The 23,746-nt window shown below is 34.2% G+C and carries 10 protein-coding genes; 5 read left to right on the top strand and 5 right to left on the bottom strand.

Annotated features, from left to right (window positions below):
- Positions 1-42: 42 nt before the first annotated feature.
- From LXH21_RS07395 to LXH21_RS07405, 3 genes are all read right to left on the bottom strand, one after another.
- Entirely contained in the window at positions 43-1,956 is a 1,914-nt protein-coding gene (locus LXH21_RS07395) for a RagB/SusD family nutrient uptake outer membrane protein (RefSeq protein WP_239864059.1), read from the bottom strand.
- 12 nt (positions 1,957-1,968) lie between these two features.
- Complete coding sequence (locus LXH21_RS07400) at positions 1,969-5,061, bottom strand: SusC/RagA family TonB-linked outer membrane protein (RefSeq protein ID WP_239864061.1); 3,093 nt, start codon at positions 5,059-5,061, stop codon at positions 1,969-1,971.
- A 340-nt stretch (positions 5,062-5,401) separates the two neighbouring features.
- A complete protein-coding gene (locus LXH21_RS07405) occupies positions 5,402-8,554 on the bottom strand; it encodes a glycoside hydrolase family 2 TIM barrel-domain containing protein (RefSeq protein ID WP_239864063.1) in 3,153 nt (1,050 codons plus the stop codon).
- A 466-nt stretch (positions 8,555-9,020) separates the two neighbouring features.
- On the opposite strand from LXH21_RS07405, the gene LXH21_RS07410 reads away from it, so the two are divergent.
- The 3 genes from LXH21_RS07410 to LXH21_RS07420 are packed head-to-tail and all read left to right on the top strand — an operon-like array spanning position 9,021 to position 14,129.
- On the top strand, positions 9,021-10,586 hold the full coding sequence (locus LXH21_RS07410; protein ID WP_239864065.1) for a sulfatase family protein: 1,566 nt from the start codon (positions 9,021-9,023) through the stop codon (positions 10,584-10,586).
- Between the two features lie 9 nt (positions 10,587-10,595).
- A complete protein-coding gene (locus LXH21_RS07415; protein ID WP_239864068.1) occupies positions 10,596-12,746 on the top strand; it encodes an alpha/beta hydrolase fold domain-containing protein in 2,151 nt (716 codons plus the stop codon).
- A 9-nt stretch (positions 12,747-12,755) separates the two neighbouring features.
- Positions 12,756-14,129, top strand: a complete 1,374-nt coding sequence (locus LXH21_RS07420) for an alpha-L-fucosidase (RefSeq protein ID WP_239864070.1) — start codon at positions 12,756-12,758, stop codon at positions 14,127-14,129.
- 170 nt (positions 14,130-14,299) lie between these two features.
- Here LXH21_RS07420 and LXH21_RS07425 read toward each other — a convergent pair whose 3' ends face one another.
- Positions 14,300-15,409: a glycoside hydrolase family protein gene (locus tag LXH21_RS07425; RefSeq protein ID WP_239864072.1), complete on the bottom strand. Its 1,110-nt coding sequence runs from the start codon at positions 15,407-15,409 to the stop codon at positions 14,300-14,302.
- 392 nt (positions 15,410-15,801) lie between these two features.
- Between LXH21_RS07425 and LXH21_RS07430 the strand changes: the two genes are divergently transcribed.
- A complete protein-coding gene (locus LXH21_RS07430) occupies positions 15,802-17,421 on the top strand; it encodes a galactose-binding domain-containing protein (protein ID WP_239864074.1) in 1,620 nt (539 codons plus the stop codon).
- Between the two features lie 364 nt (positions 17,422-17,785).
- Here the strand turns inward: LXH21_RS07430 and LXH21_RS07435 are convergent, their stop codons facing one another.
- A complete protein-coding gene (locus LXH21_RS07435) occupies positions 17,786-21,907 on the bottom strand; it encodes a hybrid sensor histidine kinase/response regulator transcription factor (protein WP_239864082.1) in 4,122 nt (1,373 codons plus the stop codon).
- Positions 21,908-22,316: 409 nt separating this feature from the next.
- Here LXH21_RS07435 and LXH21_RS07440 point away from each other — a divergent pair, with 409 nt between their 5' ends.
- The gene (locus LXH21_RS07440) at positions 22,317-23,741 is read left to right on the top strand and encodes an arylsulfatase (RefSeq protein WP_239864084.1); all 1,425 of its coding nucleotides are present in this window, start codon (positions 22,317-22,319) and stop codon (positions 23,739-23,741) included.
- Positions 23,742-23,746 lie beyond the last annotated feature (5 nt).

The raw sequence follows: 23,746 nt of genomic DNA on the forward strand, positions 1-23,746 counted from the left end.
TTTTAAGTTCTTCATAATTGTGTTGTCTATTTATAAGGTGAATTACCAACCTGGTGTTTGTCCAAACGATGGTACGGCTTCAATTTCAGAACTAGGAACTGGCCACCAGTAATTTCTATCCGTAAAATTCTTTTTTAAATTAGATTGCTCTACAACTTGATAGTTGAAACCAGTAGGGTAAGTAGCAGAAGGTGCACCTTGCCAGCGCATCTCTAAGAAATCAACTTTTTGATTTTCCTCTAAATGAGCCACTTTCCATCTTCTCAAGTCATCGTATCTAAAACCTTCAAAACACAACTCAATAGCTCGCTCATTTCTAATTCTTTCTCTAAAAATATCTTTAGAACTCGTATATCTAGAATCAATATTTGGCATTCCAACTCTATTTCGAATAATGTTAATAGCCTCAATTGCGGTCAAGCTTGACCCCGGTGCACTACCTGTAGGACCGTAAGCTTCGTTAGCGGCTTCAGCATAGTTCAAATAAACTTCCGACATTCTAAATAGGTTGTTATTGACATGAAAATCCCAAGAACCATTACTCCCACTTATCCAGTAAGCACCGTTTGGAATCCATTTTCTGATGCGATAACCCGTACTGTTTTGAACTCTCCATAATAGATTAGCCGGTGTGGCAGGATTATTCAAATCTTTCCCATATATACCTTGCTCATTTACAACAGCCAAATCAACAAAACCGGTTGAATTGATTGCTCCAGAAGAAGTATGAATCCAAGAAACTCCGTCAAATAAAATGGCATTATAAAATCTAGGATCTCTATTAATGAAGGGTTCTTGAGAATTGTAAGTAGGATCATCTTTAATGGCTAAACCATTTTTTGTTTCAAATTTTTCTACAAAGTTAGCAAGTGCTCCAATATTCATCGGAGAGTTATTACCTTTCATAATATCAAATCCTGTTGTTAAAGCAAGTCTTGGAGTTGGGTTAAGAATTCCGCCGTATCCAAAAAACTTTTGATTTACTTCCATAAAAATCACTTCTGATGGAATAACTTTTGTTATCCCAGGTCCTACGAAAATATTTCTATATGGTTTTAACGCAGCCGGTTCAGCAGTAAATAAATCAGTACCATTGTGCCCTACATCAATCGAATTAGCTGCACTAGCATCAACTAAACTGTACAAGCCATTAGAGTTAGCAAAACTTATTAATTCTGTAGCTGCTTTTGCAGCGTCTTCCCAAGCTTGAGAACTATTTGACGTATTTATTAACGGACTTGCAGCAAATAAAGTTAATCTTGATTTTAAAGCCATTGCAGCTCCTTTTGTTGGCCTTCCAACATTTTCTGTTGGCCATGATATCGGCAACAATTCAATAGAAAGATCAATATCTTCAAGCATATTTGTCAAATTACTTTGATAGCTTTCTCTTTCCTTATCTAATGGCTCGTTCAATTCTAAATTTTTCTTTAGATAAACTAAACCTCCGTGGCGTTTGGTCATCAATTCATAAAAGCTAGCTCTTAAAAAATAAGCTTGTCCTTTTAATAAATTGATTTCTTCAGGGGTAGCATTTGCTATTTTCGTAGCATTTTCAAGAAAACTATTTACTACTCTAATTCCTTTCCAAGCAGCGTAATAACGTGTTACAAAATTAGGAGTAGTACCATTGTAAGCATTTTTATTCATCAAACTCAAGTAATCACCTTGCGCATATAAATTGTAAGTTTCTGGTACCTCATTTGCTAGTCTACCGGGATGTCCTTCTCCGGCCATAGTCATCGCAGGAAGCCAGTCTGTACCTTGATCAACAGAACTTACTTCGTAAATTAAATGTGTATAGGCACCATCTAAAAAGTCTTTGGCTAAACGGACATCAGTAAAAACATTTTCTTGATCTAGTCCCTCAAAATCTTGTACTTTTTCTAAATAATCTTCACAACTACATAAAAGCATCGTTAAGATTAGTATAAATGTATATTTTATTGTTTTCATAATTGTTAGTTTTTAGAAGCTCATGTTTAGGCCTAAATTAATTCTTCTTAAAATTGGATAAGCACCAGGATTATTTCCTTCAGGGTCACCAAAATTCACTTTTGAAAATGTAAGGAGGTTATTTCCGCTCAAATAAAGTTTGAAACCACTGATGTTTTTATTGTTAGCCATATTAAAGTCATAACCAATATTTGCACTTCGAAGCTTAATGTAATCCAGATCTACTATTCTTGCAGTTGTGCCAGAAACTAGATTAGGATTATTTAGGGTATGCAAAGCTGGGTAAGCGGCGTTTGTATTCGTTGGTGTCCAGTAATCTAACTGGTCTACAATTCCAGATGCTGTTCCGCTAGGTAAGGCATATGCAATACTTGAATCAATAAGACCTTGATGCCCTTCAATTCCACTCAATAAAGCACTAATCGACCAGCTTTTATATGAACCACTCAATCTTAAACTATAACTATGTTTAGGAGATGCTGGTAAGTCAAATCGTATTTGATCTTCTAGGCTATTACCTATTACTGTACCGTTGGCATTATAATCAATGTATCTGTAATCACCTAAACCTGGGTTACCAGCAAATGTTGGATAATTAACTACCTCATCAATATTTTGGAAATAGCCATCAGTTTGAAGCAGTGCAGTTGAGCCACTAGGTTTACCAGCTACTGTGGTATATCCTGGTGTTCCAGGTCCATCAGCAGCACTTTTGGTAATACGGTTTTCATTAAACCCGTAGAAGGCAGTTGCAGAATAGTTAAAACCACCCCCTGTTCTGTTTTTGTAGGTTAACGAAAGCTCATAACCATGACTTTCTGATGCTCCTAAATTGGCATAAGGTAACTGTACACTTGAACCGAAGTAGGCAGGAATAGTTGCAGAAGGTCTACTAATTAAATCGTCTCTGTTGTCCTTAAAGAAATCAACTGTACCAGAAAATTTATTTTGTAAAAAACCAAAATCAATACCAATATTCTGTTTGGTTACCGTAGCCCATGTTAATTGTTCGTTCCCAATTTGAGATTCAGCAAGTGCAACGATTGGAGAGTCAATATCTTCTCCAAACCAGAATCTAGTTCCAGGTCTCTTATCTGCAGTAGTGGTATAATAGTCGTAATAACTTAGATATTGCCAACGATTTGAACCCAAACCTGTTTTGTCACCCGTTTGCCCAAGTGAGTATCTAATTTTGAAGTTATTTACAGCTGGAAAATTTTCAGAAATAAATTTTTCCTGTGCTAAATTGACACCTACCGCAAAAGAAGGGAAAAATTTAAAACGATATCCTTTAGCAAAAGTTTCATCACCATTATAGGCGCCACTTAATTCTAGGAAGTAACGAGAATCATAATTATAGGTTGCACGACCTACCCAGTCTTCATTATAAAATGGATAAGCAACATTCGTAATTTTTTTATTTCGACTAAAAAGAGCCAAACCTGTTACAGAATGCTTTCCGAAACTGCGATCATAAAATAACTGCGCTCTTTGATATGCAATTTCTTGGTTACTTAAAATACTTTCATCTCCATAAATGTATTCAAAAGGACGCTCGTAATCTCTCCCTTCTGCAGCAAACCATGTTCCATTTCTTAATAAAGTATAAGTGTCTAATCTTGCTTGAATAGTAGTGTCAAAACTTACTCTTTTTGCTGTTTCATAATTACTTATGTAATTGTATTTTCCTGTAAATACCAAACCCTTTGTAATAAAATCTAAATCTTGCTCTAATTCAAAGTCAATTGAAAAAACAGTATTTGTAAAATTTGATTTACCAGTATTATTTAAAGCCGAATAAACGTTGGGACCTGTTCCAAATCTTACCTCAGCTAATCCAGGGTAGAGCGCATCTGGATATTGCTCCATAACTTCAGCTGGATAATAAGGAACTACACTACCAGGAGCTGTTGTATACAATCCTATAAAGTCGATACCATTACCATTAATATTAGCATTGTTACCTGATGCTTGTGTGTTTTCTAATCGACTACTAACACTTGTTTTTAATCGAGTACTTTTAGTCAATGTGAAATCTAAATTTGCTCTAAAGGAATACCTATCAAATTTATTTGTAGGGTCATAATTATTGAGTTGTTCCGTTTTAGTAATGTCACCTTCATGTAAATAACCAGCTGATGCAAAATATTTTACAAATTCGTTACCACCTTGTACTGATAAATTTTGATTTGTACTTGTCGTAAATTTATTTGTGGCGGCATCTACCCAGTTAGTGTTGGGATAAATATAAGGTAAGTCTCCATCTCTCCAATGTGCTAAGTCAGTTGGAGTAGAATAGCCAGCTAAATAATTTTGGTCATTTAAAATACCCACATTTAGCGCGCTTTGTGCAGTAAAGGCATCCATAGTATCTGCTTCACTTGCCATCGATTTAATTGCAAATTCGCTCGTAATACTTATTTTTGGTTTTCCTATTTTACCTCTTTTAGTTGTAATTATAATAACACCATTTGCACCTCTAATACCATATACGGCAGTAGCAGCACCATCTTTTAGTGTACTTATACTCTCTACATCACGAGTATCAATGTTCGAAAAACCACCAACAATTTCAACCCCATCTACTAATATTAATGGATTTGCATTACCACGAATGAAAATTTCTCCAGCATCAGCACCAGGTCTACCAGAAGATTGTACAATATTAAGTCCCGGAGATAAAGCACTCAATGCATTTGTTAAATTAGGAGATCCAGATTCTAGAATTTCAGTTCCTTTAATGGAGTTAATAGCTCCCAAAACGCTTTCCTTCTTTTGTTTTCCATACCCTACAACAATAATTTCATTAAGTTCAGAAGAGTTTTCCTGTAATATTACATTTAATTTACTTTGAGAATTAATCGTAAAGTCTTGATCTTTAAATCCAATATATGAGAAGCTTAATACGGCTCCCTTTTGAACAGTGATACTATAGTTTCCGTCAAAATCAGTCACTACTCCTTGATTGGTGCCCTTGATGATAACGTTTGCACCTATAATGGGCAATGATGTCTCATCCTTGACAGTACCTGACACAGTGGTTTGTGACCATGCTGAAGCGAGACTAAAACAACATAGAAAAATTGTAATTATTTTTAACTTCATAATTTCATAATTTAATTAGTTTTTAGTTTTATTTTTAGGTTTAGTTATATCGATCTTAATATGCACATTTAAGACTTCCTTGTTTTACAAATTTAAATCGTTTGAACGTTTTTGCTTTCTCAAATAGGGGGTTCAAATGTTGCTAAAAGCGCTTTTTTCTGTTAGGTAAACGTTAAACGCATATTTTACTCTTTCAATCGAACTTAAAAGTTAAAAATATAAATATTTGATATACAATTATTTAATGTCTTATTAAAAGCTTGTTCTAGTTTTTGGAGAATTGCGAACTGTTAATTTTACCAGAAAAAAAAATATAATAAAAATTGACGCTATTATTATCTTAATTGATTGTAATTTCATCTATAAACAGGCCTTTATTATTTAATGTTTCTATACTTATTGTATTTGCTCCCCGATCTATTTTGATTGGAATTTTAACATTGTTCCAAGAGTTTCCTTTGGTATTGGTGTTGGGTAAAAACAGTTCATTCTGAATCACTTTTCCATTTACTGTAATTTGAATATGTGTACCTGCTGCATCTGCTATTTTAGAACTGTATCGAATGTTCAGATCGGCATTACCAGCAGCACCATCATTTTCTCGGTACCAAGAGATAGTCGCTCCTTTTTCATCCATACTCACATAACCATTACCGTTGAAGTTTTCTCCGTTAGATTGCACTTTTGCATTTTTGATAGTGGCGTCTTCGGCTTGATCTCCTATTGGTCCGTTATCTGCTAATGGTTTATTCCATGTGAATCCTTCACTTTGTCCAAAGGTTTCATCCAGAACTTGAAGTGGTTTCCCATCAACTACTATTAATGCTTTTACAGTAGTTTCAGGTTTTATTTTAAAAGAACCGTTATATCTTAATGATTGTTCAGTAGGGGTGTCTCCGTCAGTTGTATAGTAAACTTTTATTTCAGGAGTGATTGGAGCACCTCTCAAATTCATAATTTGTGTATCGATACTCACTAGGTTTGAAGTTATCGACTTCTTTTCCCCTAAGATACAGCTTGCAATTAAATTGATATCTCCAGTAGGAGCAGTAGTAGTAATATAAGCTCTTGTCAATCCGTAGAATGCTATACGGTGATTAGGGCCTACATGTTGTTCTACGTCAACTGGGCTTCCGTTGTCTAAAGCTTTTATTTTACCAGCACCTATAAGATTAAAGTAGGTTCTGTTTTCTCCATAAGGATAAAATGTTCCTTTATCATCAGTTGTAGTTACACGCACTTGTACAATGTCATCTGTTTTATTTTCAAGTGGTTCTCCGTCTATTGATAATTTTATTTTTGCAGGAGCAGTAGCTGATTGTATGATTTCTTCTGAAACTTGTTTTCCGTTTTTGTATCCAATAGCTTTTAGAGTTCCCGGTTGCCATTTTACCAACCACTGGCATTGCATGGATTCCCAATCTTTACCCGGTTTTTGTTTCCCTAATGAAGTATTGTTGTAAAACAACTCTACTTCATCGCAGTTAGAATATACCCAAACAGGAATTTCAGTTCCCAAAGCTACTTTTGGGTGTGTCCAATGTGGCAATATGTGCACCATAGGAGCGGTTGTCCATTGACTTTGGTATAAATAAAATAAGTCTTTTTCAAAATTAGCCAAATCGATAGCTCCACCCATAAAAGCTCTAAAAGGCCAACCTCCATGTACATAACCTGCTTCACCAATATAGTCATGACCTGTCCAACGAAACGAACCTGCATAAGCTGGAATGTCTCTCAATTGTGCAATATTTAGACGGGAAGATACACGTACAGTAGCATTGTCATAACTGGAATTGAAAATTTGTTTTCTGTTTTTTCTGTTAGAATCCTCTGTCCAATCGTGTGTAAAAACTTCATCATCTGTTAAGTTGGCAATAGCATACGGTTTTTGGTTTTTGTTGGGGAAACCATCTCTAAACCAACTTTTTGTTCTGTAATAACCTCTTACTTGCCAAGTATGTGTATTTTCAGTTCCAATAAAAGCTTTTCCTTTTTGGTTGGCTTCTAGATTTTCTAAATAACCTTTCTTTTCACTGCTTCCATTTACACCTAAAACATTCATGTATTCTGAACCTGAATGTCCAGAAGTCACAGGTCGGGTAGGGTCCAATGCGTTACAAGCGGCAACTAAATCTTCCCCAATAGCGCCATTGGTTTCATTACCCACACTGTAGATAACAATCGAAGGGTGGTTTCTATCACGTTTAATCCAATCCGTCAAATCTTGTTTCCACCATTGGTCAAAATGATGTGCACCATAGTCATTGGCCGCTTTCTTAGACCAACCGTCAAATATTTCATCCATTACTAACATTCCTAATTCATTACAGATGTCATAAAACTCAGGAGTTTGTGGGTTGTGTGATGTTCTGATGGCATTTACACCCATATCTTTCAATTGCTGAATTCTGAAACGAAGTATTTTATAAGGAACAGCTGCTCCCAAGGCACCAGCATCTTGATGATTACAAACACCTTGAAGTTTTACATTTTTACCGTTGATCCACATTCCTGTTTCCGCTTTCCATGCTACGTCACGTACACCAAATTTGGTTGCAACCACATCGACTACTTTATTCTTTAATAGCAATTCTGTTTTTAATGTATATAAATAAGGTGTTTCTACAGACCAACGATTTGGATTATTGATACTCAATTGGGAGTTTACAGTAGCTTCACTGTCTTTTTTTATTTTACTAAAAGTAGAAGCGACAACTTTTCCTTTCTCATCAATGATTGAGGTTAGTAGTTTTGCATTTTTGTTTTTGGAACCTTTGATAAATTCGGTCGCCACTAAAACTTTATCTCCTTCAGTTCTAACAAAAATCCCATCTCTAGCAATGCGATCCTTGTTTTTTATGTCTATCCATGTATGTGCGTAGATACCGCTTCCGGTGTACCAGCGCGCTGAGGGTTGTTTGTCATTGTCAATACGAACGGCAAAAGTGATCGTATTTGATTCTTGAACGATTTCGCTAATGTCATAAGCAAATGAAATCCAGCCGTACGGCCTTGTACCTAATTCTTTTCCATTAGCCCAAACAGTACTATTCATAAAGACGCCATCGAAGGCAATTTCGATATGCTTTCCTTTCCAGTCTTGTGGAACTGTAATTGTTTTTCGGTACCATCCAAATCCTGCGGGCAAATACCCACATTGCGCACCCATGGGATTGTTCTCATTGTATTCTCCTTCAATGCTCCAATCGTGAGGAAGGTTTAAAGTTCTCCAAGAAGCATCTTTAAAATTAATTTGTTGCGCACCAGAAACATCTTCTTGGATGAATTTCCAGTTGGCATCAAAACTAATACGCTCACCGTTTTTGGTTGAAGATTGACTGTGTACTTCAGGTCCTGATAGTAATAAACCGAGGCTAAGAAGAAGCATTGAAAATGATGCTTGTCCAATTTTAATGTTGTTCATGCAGGTCCTTTTTACAGAACATAAAAAGGCAATTATTGCAAGTTCCATGTTTAAGTATTTATTCATTTTACTATATTTTACTATTTTTTTTATTTCTACTAATAACTCGTATAAAGATTTGAGTGGCACAATTGTTCGAGTGCCATTTCTATAATTGAAGCTACGCTAAATATTAATCACTGGTCCACCTCCAATAGATTTCAAATATATAAACTTTAACATTTCTTTAATTGTCAAATACAGTACAAAAATGTTGCAAATTCATATTAGAATTGCTTTAATCACAGTTGTAGTAGAAGTTTTTATATATTTTATGTCAAATTATTTGCATTTAGTATAATAGAAACAATCTGGCAATTCGTAGCAATTACTGTTTGTGAAACATTGAAACGGATTAAAATTTTTGGATATAAATACTAAAAAGTTACATATTGAACCCTTAATTGAGAAATTTTATACTAGTATTCCACCTAAATTTGTTTTAGGTTATCGAATCTTCTTCTGAAAAGAAGAACAATCTTTTTGATTAATTATGAAAAAAAATAAAATTTCTATTCCCATTTTTGTATTTGCAGTATTAACCTTTAGTGTGAGCTTAAATACTTACTCGCAAAATCATTTAATTGATCTAAATACTAAAAATCAGAATAAAAAAACAAATGTTGTCATCATTTACCTAGATGATTTAGGATATGGCGATTTGAGTTGTTATGGAGCAACCGAACTTAAAACACCAAATATTGATGCTTTGGCATCCGGGGGAATTAAATTTACTAGCGGTTACGCCACTTCTGCTACGTGTACACCAAGTCGTTATGGTCTGCTGACAGGAGTGTATCCATGGCGAAACAAGGATGCTCGAATTTTAGCAGGTGATGCCCCTTTGCTAATTGATACCAATCAACGAACATTACCTAAAATGCTTCTACAAGCGGGCTATCAAACAGCGATTATTGGAAAATGGCATTTAGGTTTGGGCGATGGATTTGTAAATTGGAACGAAACCATTAAACCAGGGCCAAATGAAGTTGGTTTTGACGAATCTTATATTATGGCTGCTACACAAGATCGTGTTCCTGCGGTTTATATTGAAAACGGGAATGTGGTCAATTTAGATAAAAAAGATCCTATTGAAGTAAATTATAAAAAGAATTTTGCGGGAGAACCTACAGCAATTTCGAATCCCGAAATGCTAACAATGACATGGCATCATGGTCACAACAATAGTATTGTCAACGGGATTCCTAGAATTGGGTTTGTTAAAGGTGGAAAAGCTGCAATTTGGAGTGATACCGAGATGGCCGATCATTTCTTGGTAAAAGCCCAAAGCTATGTAAGGACACATAAAGAAAAACCATTTTTCCTGTACTATGCGATGCAACAACCTCATGTACCAAGAACACCACATCCTAGATTTGCAGGTAAATCTGGAATGGGACCTAGGGGTGATGTTATTCTAGAAGCCGATTGGTGTGTGGGTGAATTTATGAAAACATTAAAAGAAGAAGGCGTTCTCGAAAATACGCTTGTAATTTTCTCCAGTGACAATGGACCAGTATTAAACGATGGTTATTATGATGATGCAGTTGAAAAACTAGGAAAACACGATCCTAAAGGTGGTTTAAGAGGAGGGAAGTACAGTCTTTTTGAAGCTGGAACTCGTGTGCCTTTTATTGCTTATTGGAAAGGACGCATTCAACCGAATGTATCTGATGCTATTGTTTGCCAGATGGATTTGATGGCTTCTCTAGGTAAATTGGTAGGTGTGGACGAAAATACAACAGATAGCCAGAATTTATTATCGAGCTTTCTTGGAGAATCAAAAGTAGGTAGAGATCATTTGATTATTGAAGCCAATTCTCATACCGCTTTGCGCTCCGGTGATTGGATGATGATTCCGCCATATAAAGGAAATCCAATGAATACAAAAGTGAATACAGAAACAGGAATTTCATTAGAATATCAATTGTATAATGTAAGCAATGATATGGGCCAAAAGAAAAATTTAGCAACCCAAAATCCTCAGAAATTAAAGGAGTTGACTACGATTTTTGATCAGTTAAGGAACGAAAATAAACGAACAAAGAAGGATAATTAATAATAAAAGATGAAGAACATAAAGAGAAAATTATATTTTATTTGCATAAATTTATTATTAACCTCAGCTGGATTTAGTCAGACGAAAGTGGTGTCATTAAAAAATGCCACTGGAATTATAGAAGACAATTTAGGGTCGGTAATTCGTTGGGAAAATCAAACTACAAGCTATGGTGATGCAACTCAAAGTATTTCTGCTCTAGGCGGTAATCAACTGCAAGAAACCTATCCCGGAAAAGTAAATATAGGATTTAGCAAAGACGGTTCCTTTTTGGAACTTCAAGGATCAAGTATATTAATTTCTGATAATGCGTATAGCTTTTTTTATGTTGGGAAAGCCAATCCAGTGGGGAAACCAGCATCACTATTGGGTAACTACGATATTCCAGGGAATTTTTCAAATTGCTCAGGAATTAGATTTGTAATACTCGAAGATGGTAGTATTAATTTTGATTATGCGAAACCAAATTATGTTCGTACCCCCTTAGGAACGATACCGGGTGGAGGTTATTTCTTTTTTGGATTTTCAATGGATGCTTCTGGAAATTACAGTTATTTTGATAGTAATTCATCAGCAGTTAAAACAGGTAAGATTACAACAACGATGGTTTCTAACTCTGAGGAATTAAAATTTAATCTTTTTGAAGAAAAAGATGGGCCACATACCTACAACCATACAGAAGTAGTTGAGTTTAATATGTATGATGGTAAGCTAAATACAGCTGATTTTCAAGCCCAATTTGATAGATTGACAAGTGAATACTCTGAACTAGTAACCTCTGTTGCTCCTTATTTAAAAGTTGACAGTGTATCTCCTTCACAACGTTTGAATATCTCAAAAACGGGTACACTTGCATTAACGTGCAATCAGAATATAGATATAAACTCTGTATTGCCTAAAATTTATCTTAATAAAGGTACTACAGCAGTGGCGGGAACTTGGAATCTTACCGCTCCTAAAACAATAACTTTTACGCCTGGTCAAAATTGGCCGCTTGGTGCCTTGGTAACCTTACAAATTCAAGAAGGACTTCTGTCTACGGATGGTGGTGCTGTTGATATTAGTAAAAGATCTAAATATGATTTTATAGTTGAAACCGAAAGTACCTATGGAGCTGCCCAAAATAGTGAGTTAGCGGCAATCGCTACAGTAGATTTCCTGCAAGCAGGTCATACGTTACCATTAAAATTAACGCTACCTACAACTAGTACTAAAAAGATGCCAGTACACATTTGGGTTCATGGTGGTGGTTGGTCAGGAGGATCAGCAGCAACTTCAAATGCCGCTATTTCTCCTCATGCAGACTATCTTGCTGAAAACTTAGGAGTGGCTACTTTGTCTATTTCATATAGATGTTCTGGTTCTAGTGGAACTTTTTCTTTGGCAATGGATGACGTTGATACTGCTTATCAGTGGGCTTTGGCCAATGCAGATGCCTATAATTTTGACATGACCAAAGTGTTTTTTAGTGGAGGATCAGCTGGTACGCCTTTAGCTGCCTTGGCCTCACAAAGATATCCAGCTGTTATAGGGTTTATAGGATTTAATGGAATCTATGATTTTGTAAATGATGCTGGTGATTTTGGAAATAGTAATTGGTACAAACAAAATGTTCCAAGTGAAACCTTAAATTCAGCTATTTTTCAATTGAGAACCAATCCAGCAGCAACTATAATGATGCATGGTGACGCCGATACTACGATATCTTACAAGCAAAGCACAAAGTTTGCTGATGCTATTAATGCTAAGGGAGGAACTGCAAGAGCGGTGATTTATCCAGGAGAAGTACATGCTTTTTTTAACCCAGGTCAACCTGCGTATGAAGATGTGTTATATGAGATGGTGACTTTTTTGAAAGATGTACTAGGAGAAAATCTAAGCGTTACTAATTTCGATAAAAAAAAAGAAAATAGATTGACAGCTTACCCTAATCCAGTTAAAAAAGGAGGGATTCTTAAAGTGGAATTAAACTTGAATTCAGACAATGAAAAACTACAAGTCCAAATAATCAATTATTTAGGTCAGGTTGTATTTAGTGAAGCACTTTATCCAGAATCCAATACTATTTTAGTAAACACTAATGCTTTAGAAAAAGGAAATTACATTTTAAAAATAGGTTCAAATCAAAATATACAAACAGTCAAATTTATCATTCAATAATTAAAGTCAATGAAGAAAAATAGTATTCTTTTAGCATTCTGTCTTGTGTTCCTCTATTCGAATGCACAGGAGAAAAAAATCTGGAACGAAACAGAGAAGGAAAAACAAGAACGATTAGCTTGGTGGACCAATGATCGTTTTGGAATGTTTATTCACTGGGGTACTTATTCTATGGCTGCCAGACATGAAAAAGTGATTAAAAACGAAAAAATGTCTGATGAATACTATAAAAGATATTTTGATAATTTCAATCCCGATTTGTACAACCCATCAGAATGGGCAAAAATGGCTAAAGCGGCCGGTATGAAGTATGCGGTTATCACAACCAAACATCATGAAGGATTTTCTTTATTCGATTCTAAACATACGGAATACAAAATAACCAAAACTCCTTATGGTAAAGATGCTTTAAAGGAATGGGTAGAGGCTTTTCGTGCAGAAGGTCTCAAAATCGGGTTTTATTATTCGGTTATAGACTGGCATCATCCAGATTATACGATTGACAGAGTGCATCCTCGTGCACCCAAAAATGATGCGGACTATGAAGCACTTAATAAAGGTCGCGACATGAATGTGTATCGGAAATTCATGAAAGACCAAATGACCGAACTTTTAACGAAATACGGTAAGGTGGACATGCTGTGGCTGGATTTTTCTTTTCCGGGAAAAAATGGGAAAGGCAGTGAAGACTGGGATTCAGTAGGGCTAATGAAGTTGGTTCGAAAATTACAACCGGGTATTATTGTCAATGACCGGTTGGATATTAAAGACTATGCTGGTGGATGGGATTTTACTACTCCAGAACAATTTAAAGTAACAGAATGGCCTACCGATAATGGCAAAAAAATCCCTTGGGAAACTTGTCAAACTTTTAGTGGTTCATGGGGGTATTACAGAGATGAATTAACGTGGAAAGACAACAAGCAACTCTTGGTTTTATTGATAGAATCAGTAAGTAAAGGAGGGAACGTTTTATTGAATGTAGGACCTACAGGAAGAGGCGAAATTGATTATAGAGCGCAATCTGCTTTAGGGAAAATAGGGGATTGGATGAAGTACAACGGAAAATCAATTTATGGCTGTACACAAGCTCCAGCAGAATTTGAAGTGCCTGAAAATTCTTTATTAACTTATAATCCAACAACTAACAGACTTTATATTCATTTGATTGATTATCCTTTAGAAAATTTCACATTGAAAGGGATGAAAGGGAAAATTAAATACGTACAGTTTCTACATGACAATTCGGAGATAAAAATCACCAAACGTCAAGGTTTTGGTGCAGGTGCGGGAGAAGGGATACAAGAAAATGATGTGAACCTTTCTATTCCAATCGTTAAACCAAATGTTGCAATTCCAGTAATTGAGGTGATTTTGAATTAGGATAAAACTATTTAATTTATTTCGTTTAATTTATTTAAAGCAAGATTTTGCTTTTCGAATAAGATAAAGTCTAAAATATAACAAAAATAAAGCGCTAGTTATAAAAACAAAATTTTTATAACTAGCGCTTTATTTTTCAACTTTTTTTAACTGCACTTCTACATAAATAATTAATTTTTTTGATATTTAAGCACGTAGCTGTTTGTACCATCACTACCATCCAAAGCTACTCCGCTAGGGCAATAAAGATATTCAGGTTCATTATTGGCATCCATTAAAAGTTGAGGTCTTTCAAATTTAACTTTCACACCATAACGCGGATTTGCTACTTTCGGAATGCTACCCTTTAGGTAATAATTTTGAAAATTGTGAAATCCAGAAAGTGGCTCGGAATTAAATGTTAAACCATCCTCAGATACCCAAAGTAATCCTCCACCTTCTTCTAATATACCATGATTATCAGTTGTCATGAGACAAATTTTATTTCGCCATAAAAAAGCATTGCCATCTTCTATTCGTACATTGTTTGTCGTAATAGGATTAGGCTGAATGATATAGGGACCTTTTAAATTAGAAGACACCGCAACTCCCATGCTTACTTTCCCTTTTGCACCTTCTTTTGCTTTGAAATATAAAAGATAGCTCCCATTTGGATGCTTAATTAAGCTTGGATTATTGACACCCAAAGCACTCTCATAACACCATATTGTAGCATCGGCTGGTGGGCTAAGTAGAGGTGTATTTTCATTTGGTATTTCACTCCAAGGACCATTAAGGTTATCGCTAATAAGCATTCCAATTCGCTGACTAGGTCCATGATTCTGATCGCCATCATTGGCAATGTATACAATCACATATTGATTATCAATCTTTTTTACACTTGGATTATGAAATCCTGCAGCGTTCCATTTTTGATTGTTTTTTCCTTTTCCGATTACATCTTTAAATTGAAATGGACCTTCTGGATTATTGGCTGTATAATGAGCAATTTCACTCTTGTAACGCCAAGCTGTTTTGAAGGGTGTATCTGAGGGCCATCTTGCACAGAAGAGATGAATATTTCCTTCTTCGTCTCTAATTGGGGAGCTACCCCATATGTCATAACCCGGTTCATTTACTGCCTGGCCTACAAATTTCCAGCGATCAGACATGCTCGTAGGGACTTTATTTGTGTTTTTAATATTCATTCTTTCAACTGTTCTGGTTTTAATTCCTTGACAGTTAATAGGTAATAGATATAGGGCTGTTACTATTAGAATTACATTCTTTATAATTTTCATAAGAGATTTTTTTTGGTTTTATAGAAAATGTCAATTCCAGATAAATCGCAATACTAGAATTAGCAAAATCAAGTTCATCAGCTAAAGTATTCAAAGTTTGATCATAAAATGGGGTTCTAATGTCGCAACAGAGATGCCTTAATGTAGCATAAATTAGAAAAGTCAATGAAATATTTGTTGCGATACTGTGTAAGTGACTACTTAAGAGTTGTTTAGGTATCTATTAAAAGTAAAGAGCAACAATTTGAACCCTTAATTGAGAATTTTAAAAGTATAAAAGTAAGTTATTTTGTAACAAGCAAAAGGGGGTGAAACATGATAGTATTATTAAAAAAACAATTTGCTATCATTTTCAAATCCTTTTGAAAAACTAACCAACTAAACTTTAAAAAATGATGAGAAAAAACTACGTTAAAGTTATTAAGTTATTCATTGTAATAGTATTAATGAATTTTGGTGTATCCAATTTATGGGGGCAAACCACTATTTATACCAATGATATGTCCTATATATTAGGAGATACCAAACAAGCTTTTATTACAAATGCAATAACAACCGAAGAAGAGGCAGATAATCTCTTGAAAGGATTTAAGGCTATGAAGGTGAACGGAATTCGAATTCCGCTCTTTGGTAGGGATATTTATGGAGTAGATCTAAATCCTAATAAACCAATGTTTGATTATTTTTATAGAGAGGCACTATTACAGGGTTTTGAAATTTTTGCCAATCCAGCGCAAGGTGGAGGAGGTGCAAGGGTAGCAAACAATATGTTAAATGGTGAAGTTGCTTCTGTAAAAGATGTTCAAGCGGCTACTGATGAACTTATTGCTAGAGTATTAGAATTTTCTGCAGAATACCCAGACTGCAAATGGTTAAATCCTTTCAATGAAGACGGAAGAGCTACCAATAGTACTTGGAGCGTCAGCCAGATAAATACAATTTATGCTGCATTATACAATAATGTAAATGGTGCTGAGTTAATAGGACCCTGTACATGGGGGCTTCCGGCGGGTATAGACATGCTAGACAATACATTAATAAAAAATTATATTACTGTTGCAGCTAGTCATAATTTAGGTTTTAATCATGGACAATGGTCAACATTTATAAGTAAAGCAAAGGCTAGTAATCTACCCGTTTGGGATTCTGAAGTTAATCACAATGATAAAAACGATACCGGAACTCGTTTAGAAGCTGCAATAGCAAATAAAGTGGATGGGCTAGTTCTGTATAATTCTTGGAATACAATCAGCTTAGCTACTGGATATTTAAATTCCGGTGCAGAAGAAATGATGGATCTGTACTTAAAACCAGAAGCTGTTGTTGCTGTCAACTATGCACTGAATGGTACAGCTACACAGTCATCAACAAATCCAACTTTTAATAAAGGCCCAGAATTAGCAATTGATGATAATACGAATGGCAATTATGGAAGTGGGTCAGTAACTGTTACCAATAGCGAAACTAATCCTTGGTGGCAAGTTGATTTAGGAACTGATAAAGCAATAGGCGAAATTAAAGTGTATAATAGAACGGATGGCTGTTGCAAGGCGAGAATGTCTGACTTTACAGTGACAGTGATTAATAGTAGTGGTACAACTGTTTTTACAAAATCATATACTACTTATCCAGATCCATACGTACTAATTGATGCTGGAGGTGTACAGGGAAAAATTGTAAAGATTCAGTTAAATGTAGAGAGTGCATTAACATTGGCTGAAGTTCAGATTTTCTCTTATACCGGCACTCTATCTGTTAAAGAATATAAAAATGCTGAAGTAAACATGTATCCAAATCCTGTAAACGATAAGTTAAAAGTAATTTCATCAGTAGAAGATTTTAATGAATATAAAGTTTATAGTCTTGGAAGTGGACAACAAGTATTGAAAGGCAAAATAGCCAATTCGGCACAAGAGTTTACAATTGATTTCAGTAAACTCTTAAAAGGAGTATATATGTTGAAGTTACAAGGTTCTAATGGAGTAAAAACGACTAAAGTAATTAAGAATTAATTTTAATTAATAAAGAAACATAATAATTTAAGTTAGGTTACTTGTTTGTTTGATTAGGGGTTGCTTTCAATGAAAGTAGCCCCTTTTTTATCTCTAACTATTATTATTACGGAACGGATATATATTTTGTTGAAGAAATAATATTTTCAAAGCATTAGAGTTTAATAAATAGCAGACATACTTTGATAGTATCAAGGTTAATTTTTTGTCCTGTCATTTATCTTTTACTGCAAAACGGTACGCTAACATTCGAATAGCGATTACAACTGTATGATGGGACAGAGTTGCGTGCTTTGAGTATTATTTACAATTAAACTACTTAATAATTTTGCTGGTCAATTTTAATTTCTCATCCTAACAATTACTATAAATTATCTAGATCTAGAGGTGCTGAATTTTCAGCATAAGTTTTAATGAACTCTGTTGGACTCATTTTATACTCTTTTTGAAAACATTTCCCAAAGTATTTTTGATTGCTAAAACCTGTCATATAAGCTATTTCAGAAATATATAAATCGTTCTTCTTTAGCAGTTGTGCAGCCCGCTTTAGACGTATTGTTTTAATAAAGTTTACAGGTGTATCATCAACAATGGCTTGTAATTTTCGATATAGATTAGCTCTACTCATACCTACTTCTGAAGCTAAATATTCTACGCTAAGCAAATTATCGTTCATGGAATCTTCGATAATCTTAATTAATTTTTTTATAAACTTTTCATCATTAGAATCTGTTACAATTTCTGACGGCTCTGATGTAATTACTTTACTATAGCGATCTTTTAACTCTTTTCTAGATTCAAGTGCATTTTTCACTTTCCACTTTACAAATTCCAAACTAAATGGCTTTTCAATGTAATCATCCGCACCAAGACTTAGACACTGAATCTTAGTTTCTTCAGAATTCTTAGCAGTTAACATAAATATTGGAATATTGTTAGTTTCCTTATTCGACTTCAAACGTTCTAACATTGAAATTCCATCTTCAATAGGCATAAGAATGTCGCTTATAATTAATTTTGGATTTTCTTTTATAACCATATCATATCCCATTTGACCATTGGAGGCTTCTACTACACAGAAATCCTTTTTCAACTCATCACGTACCATGCTCCTTAGATCATCATTATCTTCGACAAGTAAAATTTTAGGTTTTGTACCGTTATTAGATTTATTTTTTTCATCAAATTCAGAAGAAACTTCTTCAATAATTTGAAATTCAGAGTTTTGTATAAAGTTCTTTTTTAAAGGCATTCCTGTTTTGATACGTTCTTTTTTGTGATATCTATTTTTATTTATAGGTAGATAAAATGTAAATTCGGTAAATACATTTTCTTCACTTTCGACCAAAATAAAGCCATGATGTCTCTCAATTAGTTTGTGCACCAATTCCATCCCTATACCTGTACCAGGAATCTGATTGCTATACGACTTTGTTGCTTGATAATAGCGGTCAAAAATAAATTCCAAATCGGTCTTTGGTATTCCCATTCCGTTGTCTCTGACAACACATTTAATATAAGTATTTTTATCTAAATCTAATGCATCTATTCTTGGATCATCAATAGTGGCGACTTCTAAAAAGACACTAATTGTACCTTTTTCCTTGGTATATTTGAATGCATTTGAAAGTAGATTGAATAACGTCTTTTCCAAAATATCGACGTCATACCAACCTTTTATCTTGTCGTCATCGCAAAACAATTCATACTTTATTTCGTAAATTCGGGCAAAGTCATTAAAGCTATCTTTTATGATACTTACATCGTTGACAATGTTATTTTTGGAGATACTTAAATTATATTTCCCTACGTCATGTTTGCGTATATCCATAATTTGGTCAATGAGTCGGTGCATTCGCAAAGTATTATTGTAAATACGTTGTGCTGTATTTGGACTCAGATGGAGATTTTTCTCTTTTACCACTTTTTCTATTGTACCAAGAATTAAAGAAAGGGGCGTTCGTAGTTCGTGGGAAATATCAGTAAAGAAAACCATTTTCATTCTGTTATGCTCATTGTCCTTTTCTCGACTTATACTTTCGGTAACTAAAGTCTTTTTTAATTTATACCATCTTTTTATAAGTTGATAACCAATGAAAATCAAAATTGCAGCAAAAATCCAGTAAATCAGATATGCCAAATTACTTTTCCAGAACGGGGGCGAAATAGTAAATTTTAATACTGTAGGTTCCTCATTCCACACGCCGTCGCTATTAGAACTCTTTACCTTAAAAGTGTAGGATCCAGGAGGTAAGTTATTGTAATTTGCATTTCTATTTGATGCTGTTGTAAATACCCAGTATTCACTTAATCCCTCAAGCTTATATGCATATTCGTTTTTATGAGGCGTGGTTAAGTCCAATGATGAAAAATTCACCACAATGTTATTTTGATTATACGTTAAAGATATTGGTGTGGCTAAATTGACATTTATTGTACTTACATTTTTTAAATTTGAAATTGCACTACTGTTTTTAGATTCTTCAAGAATGGTAAAATTTGTTATTACAGTCGACGGAATTTTATCCTTTTTTAGAAATTTATTAGGATAAACAGAGTAGAACCCGCCGCTATTACCAAAAAACAAGTGGTTTTTTGCTTTATTAGTAGCTCCACAATTGAAGACAAAATGATTTTCTTTAATACCATCTTCGATACCAAACGGAATGAATTTTTGGGTGCTAACATCAAAGCGCGTAATACCATCTTGCGTACTCATCCAGATGTATCCGTTATTATCCTCTTCAATAGCTACTATTGTATTAGGAGTGAGACCTTTGGAGTTATTAAAATTTTTAAAGCTGTTTTTTTTCTTTAAATATAAGTTTAAACCTCCTCCACGAGTTCCTACCCAAATATTTTTTTTACTATCCTCTTTTAAACTTAAAATTGCATTAGATGACAAACCGTCTTTAGTAGGTAAGTACTCACTGAAAGTTTCGTTGTTAAAATCTATTTTAAAAAGTCCTTCACCGCGTGTTCCAATCCATAACTGATTATCGCTTGTGAGTAGAAAAACGGAAGTGTGAGTATTAGACATTTTTCTAATTATCCGACTTTTAAACTTTGAGATCGGCATCGCAGTATTGATAATGTCAATCCCTCCATCCCATAAGCCTGTCCAGATTTCATTTTTGTTAATAGGAATGATATCTGTTATTCGTTTATTAAATGTTTTAATTTTTTCAAGCGAAAGAGTATTTGAACTGTTACTGAATTTTACTGATTTGTAGAGAATATTTTCACTACTAATTAATATTTCATTTTTATCATAATCATCTACTATTTTAGATATACTATTGACATTGTCAACATTAGCAATATCTATTTCCCAATATTCTTTACTCTTTGCGTTGTAATTATATAAACCTTTATTTGTACCTATAAGTAAGTTGTTTTCTGAGCTAAAATGAAGACTTAACGTCTTAGAATGTTTTAGTTTAGCAGATGTACTCATATTGTGAAAATCAAAAAGAGAAGTTCTACTAATATGTTTGTCAATACCATTATGAGAACCTACCCATAAGTTACTGTAGGAATCAAATATCAAGGAATTAATTTGCGTATTTGCTAAACTGTTATTCGAGTCATAAATAAATTCATAACTGTTATTTCCTCTAACAGCTTTAATTAGTCCATTTGTCGTTCCTATCCATACGCTATTACTACTTGGGTTAATTGCTATAGAGCTGAGTTGGTCTCCGGTTCCCTGTGATTTGACGATATTGGGGTAAGATTCCAATGCTTCTAGGTTATAGTCTGATTTATTATATTCAAGAAGGTATAAACCTTGTTTAGTTAGCGCTAGTATTTTGTTATTTTCAACTTTTTTTAGTGCAATAATTTCCTTTGTAAAGCTGGTACTAATATATTCGTGTTTCTTGTTTAAAATAAAAATTCCCTTGTTGGTTCCGACCCAGTAACGATTAAAATCATCTTCAATAAAGGCATCAATTACTTTATCAAATTTAATTAAATTCTGTTTACTGTTATAATTGAAGTAGGATTCTAAATTTATCTTATCAGATTGTTGATTAGGTTTAATAAGTACCAATCCAGTATTTCTCGGATTTGCCCAGATATCCCCTTTGGACGTTTTTTCTAATACTACCGTGGTCACATTCTTATAATACCCCTTAAATTTATTTAATTTTCGGTCGAAGAATATAAGGAAACTTTCGCTTCCAATCCATAAGTTTTGATTATTGTCTTCGACAATTGAATTAATGCTATTATTAGGAAGAGAATTAGAATCGAACACATTATTTCGATATTCTAAAATATTATTTCCATCATAACGATATAATCCAGTATCAGTTCCTATCCACAAATAACCTATACTATCTTCGAACAAGGTATTTACTTTCTTATTAAATGGTGCCCCTTGAACATTAAGTTCGTAGAAAAACACCTCATTTGATTGTGAGAAACACAGACAGAAATTTAGAAAAAATAGAAGTAAAATACTGGATTTTGATACTGACATTATTTTTTTATTTTGTTTTGAAAAGTTGTTTAATTACTGTGTACTTACTTAAAGTCAATAGACATATCTAATCTTACTGGTAAAGAAACTTATAGCAAGTTCCCACTTTTTTTTTGTTATAGACAAAGAGTAAGGGGTAAATATGTCAATAAGTAGGTGTAAAAATGTTGCAATATATAAAATACCTACAACTTTGAGTTCCTGCAACATTTGCGGGCTAAATCTGAGAATTATAATACTATCATTGATGCTACATTTGAATTTATAAATAACTGCTGTATGTATTCAGTAGAGCAGAACTCATTTTGAGGGAACGCCCCATAATTTAATATAAATAAGCATGATCAAAATTTCAATGCATTTTTCGATTTTATTTTTTGCACTATTCATTTCATCTTGTAATTTTTTTATGAAGAATGAACAGGATCAAGTCACAGCATCAGGCCGTAATGCCGAGAATATGAACAAACCCAACATTATTTACATTCTTGCTGATGATTTAGGTTATGGAGATTTAAGTTCGTACGGTCAAGAAAAATTTAGTACACCTAATATTGATAAGCTAGCTTCTCAAGGAATGTTATTTACGCAATATTATTCAGGTAGTACAGTATGTGCGCCATCGAGATCTGCTTTTTTAACGGGAATGCACACAGGTCATACTTTTATTAGAGGAAATAAAGAAATTCAGCCAGAGGGTCAGTTTCCAATTCCAGATAACACAAATACTTTAGCTGAACTATTGAAGGAAGCTGGATATGTGACGGGCGCTTTTGGAAAATGGGGACTAGGTTTTCCAGGTTCTGAAGGTGATCCAGTAAATCAAGGTTTTGATGTTTTTTATGGATACAATTGCCAACGTTTAGGTCATAAATATTATCCAGATCATTTGTGGTCGAACAGGGACTCTATTGTAATACCGGAAAATAGAAATTTTGCTAATAAAGTATATGCGCCAACTCTAATTCATGAGAAAACATTGCAATTTATCGAGCAGAATAAAGACAAACCTTTCTTCGCTTATGTTGCGTCTATCATTCCTCATGCGGAACTAGCTGCTCCAGAAGAGCAAATGGAAAAATACAGAAATAAATTTTTACCTGAAAAAGCATATGATGGTAACTTTACCAATGACGAATATAGAAACGGTGGGTATGAGCCTCAAAAAGAATCACATGCTGCTTTTGCTGCCATGGTCGACTTATTAGATAAGCAAGTAGGGGAGATCATGAATAAAGTAAATGAGTTGGGTATTGCTGATAATACTATTATTGTATTTACATCAGATAATGGACCTCATACAGAAGGTGGTGCAGATCCTGATTATTTTAATAGTAACGGTCCATTAAAAGGATTTAAACGTGACTTATACGAAGGTGGAATCAGAGTTCCAATGATAGTAAAGTGGCCTGGAAAAATTAAAGAAGGTAGTAAATCAGAATTGATAAGTGCGGCATGGGATGTATTTCCAACTGTTTCTGAAATGTTAGGATTAAAAACACCTAAAGGATTGGATGGTATTTCTATTTTACCTGAATTATTAGGAAATAAGGAGAACCAAAAACAACACGAATACCTATACTGGGAATTCCACGAAAAAGGAGGACGTCAAGCAGTAAGAATGGGAGATTGGAAAGCGGTTAAATACAATGTGTTTAAAAAACCAAATGCTCCAATTGAATTGTACAATCTATCAAATGATATTGGTGAGAAAAAGAATGTAGCTGCCCAAAACCCTCAGATTGTAAAGAAAATGGAAGGTCTTTTGAAGAGTGCAAGAACACAATCTTCAGTATTTACTTTTAGTCAAAAAACATTTTTAGCGGAAGACTAATAGAA

This window comes from Flavobacterium algicola (assembly GCF_022399565.1).
GTDB lineage: Bacteria > Bacteroidota > Bacteroidia > Flavobacteriales > Flavobacteriaceae > Flavobacterium > Flavobacterium algicola.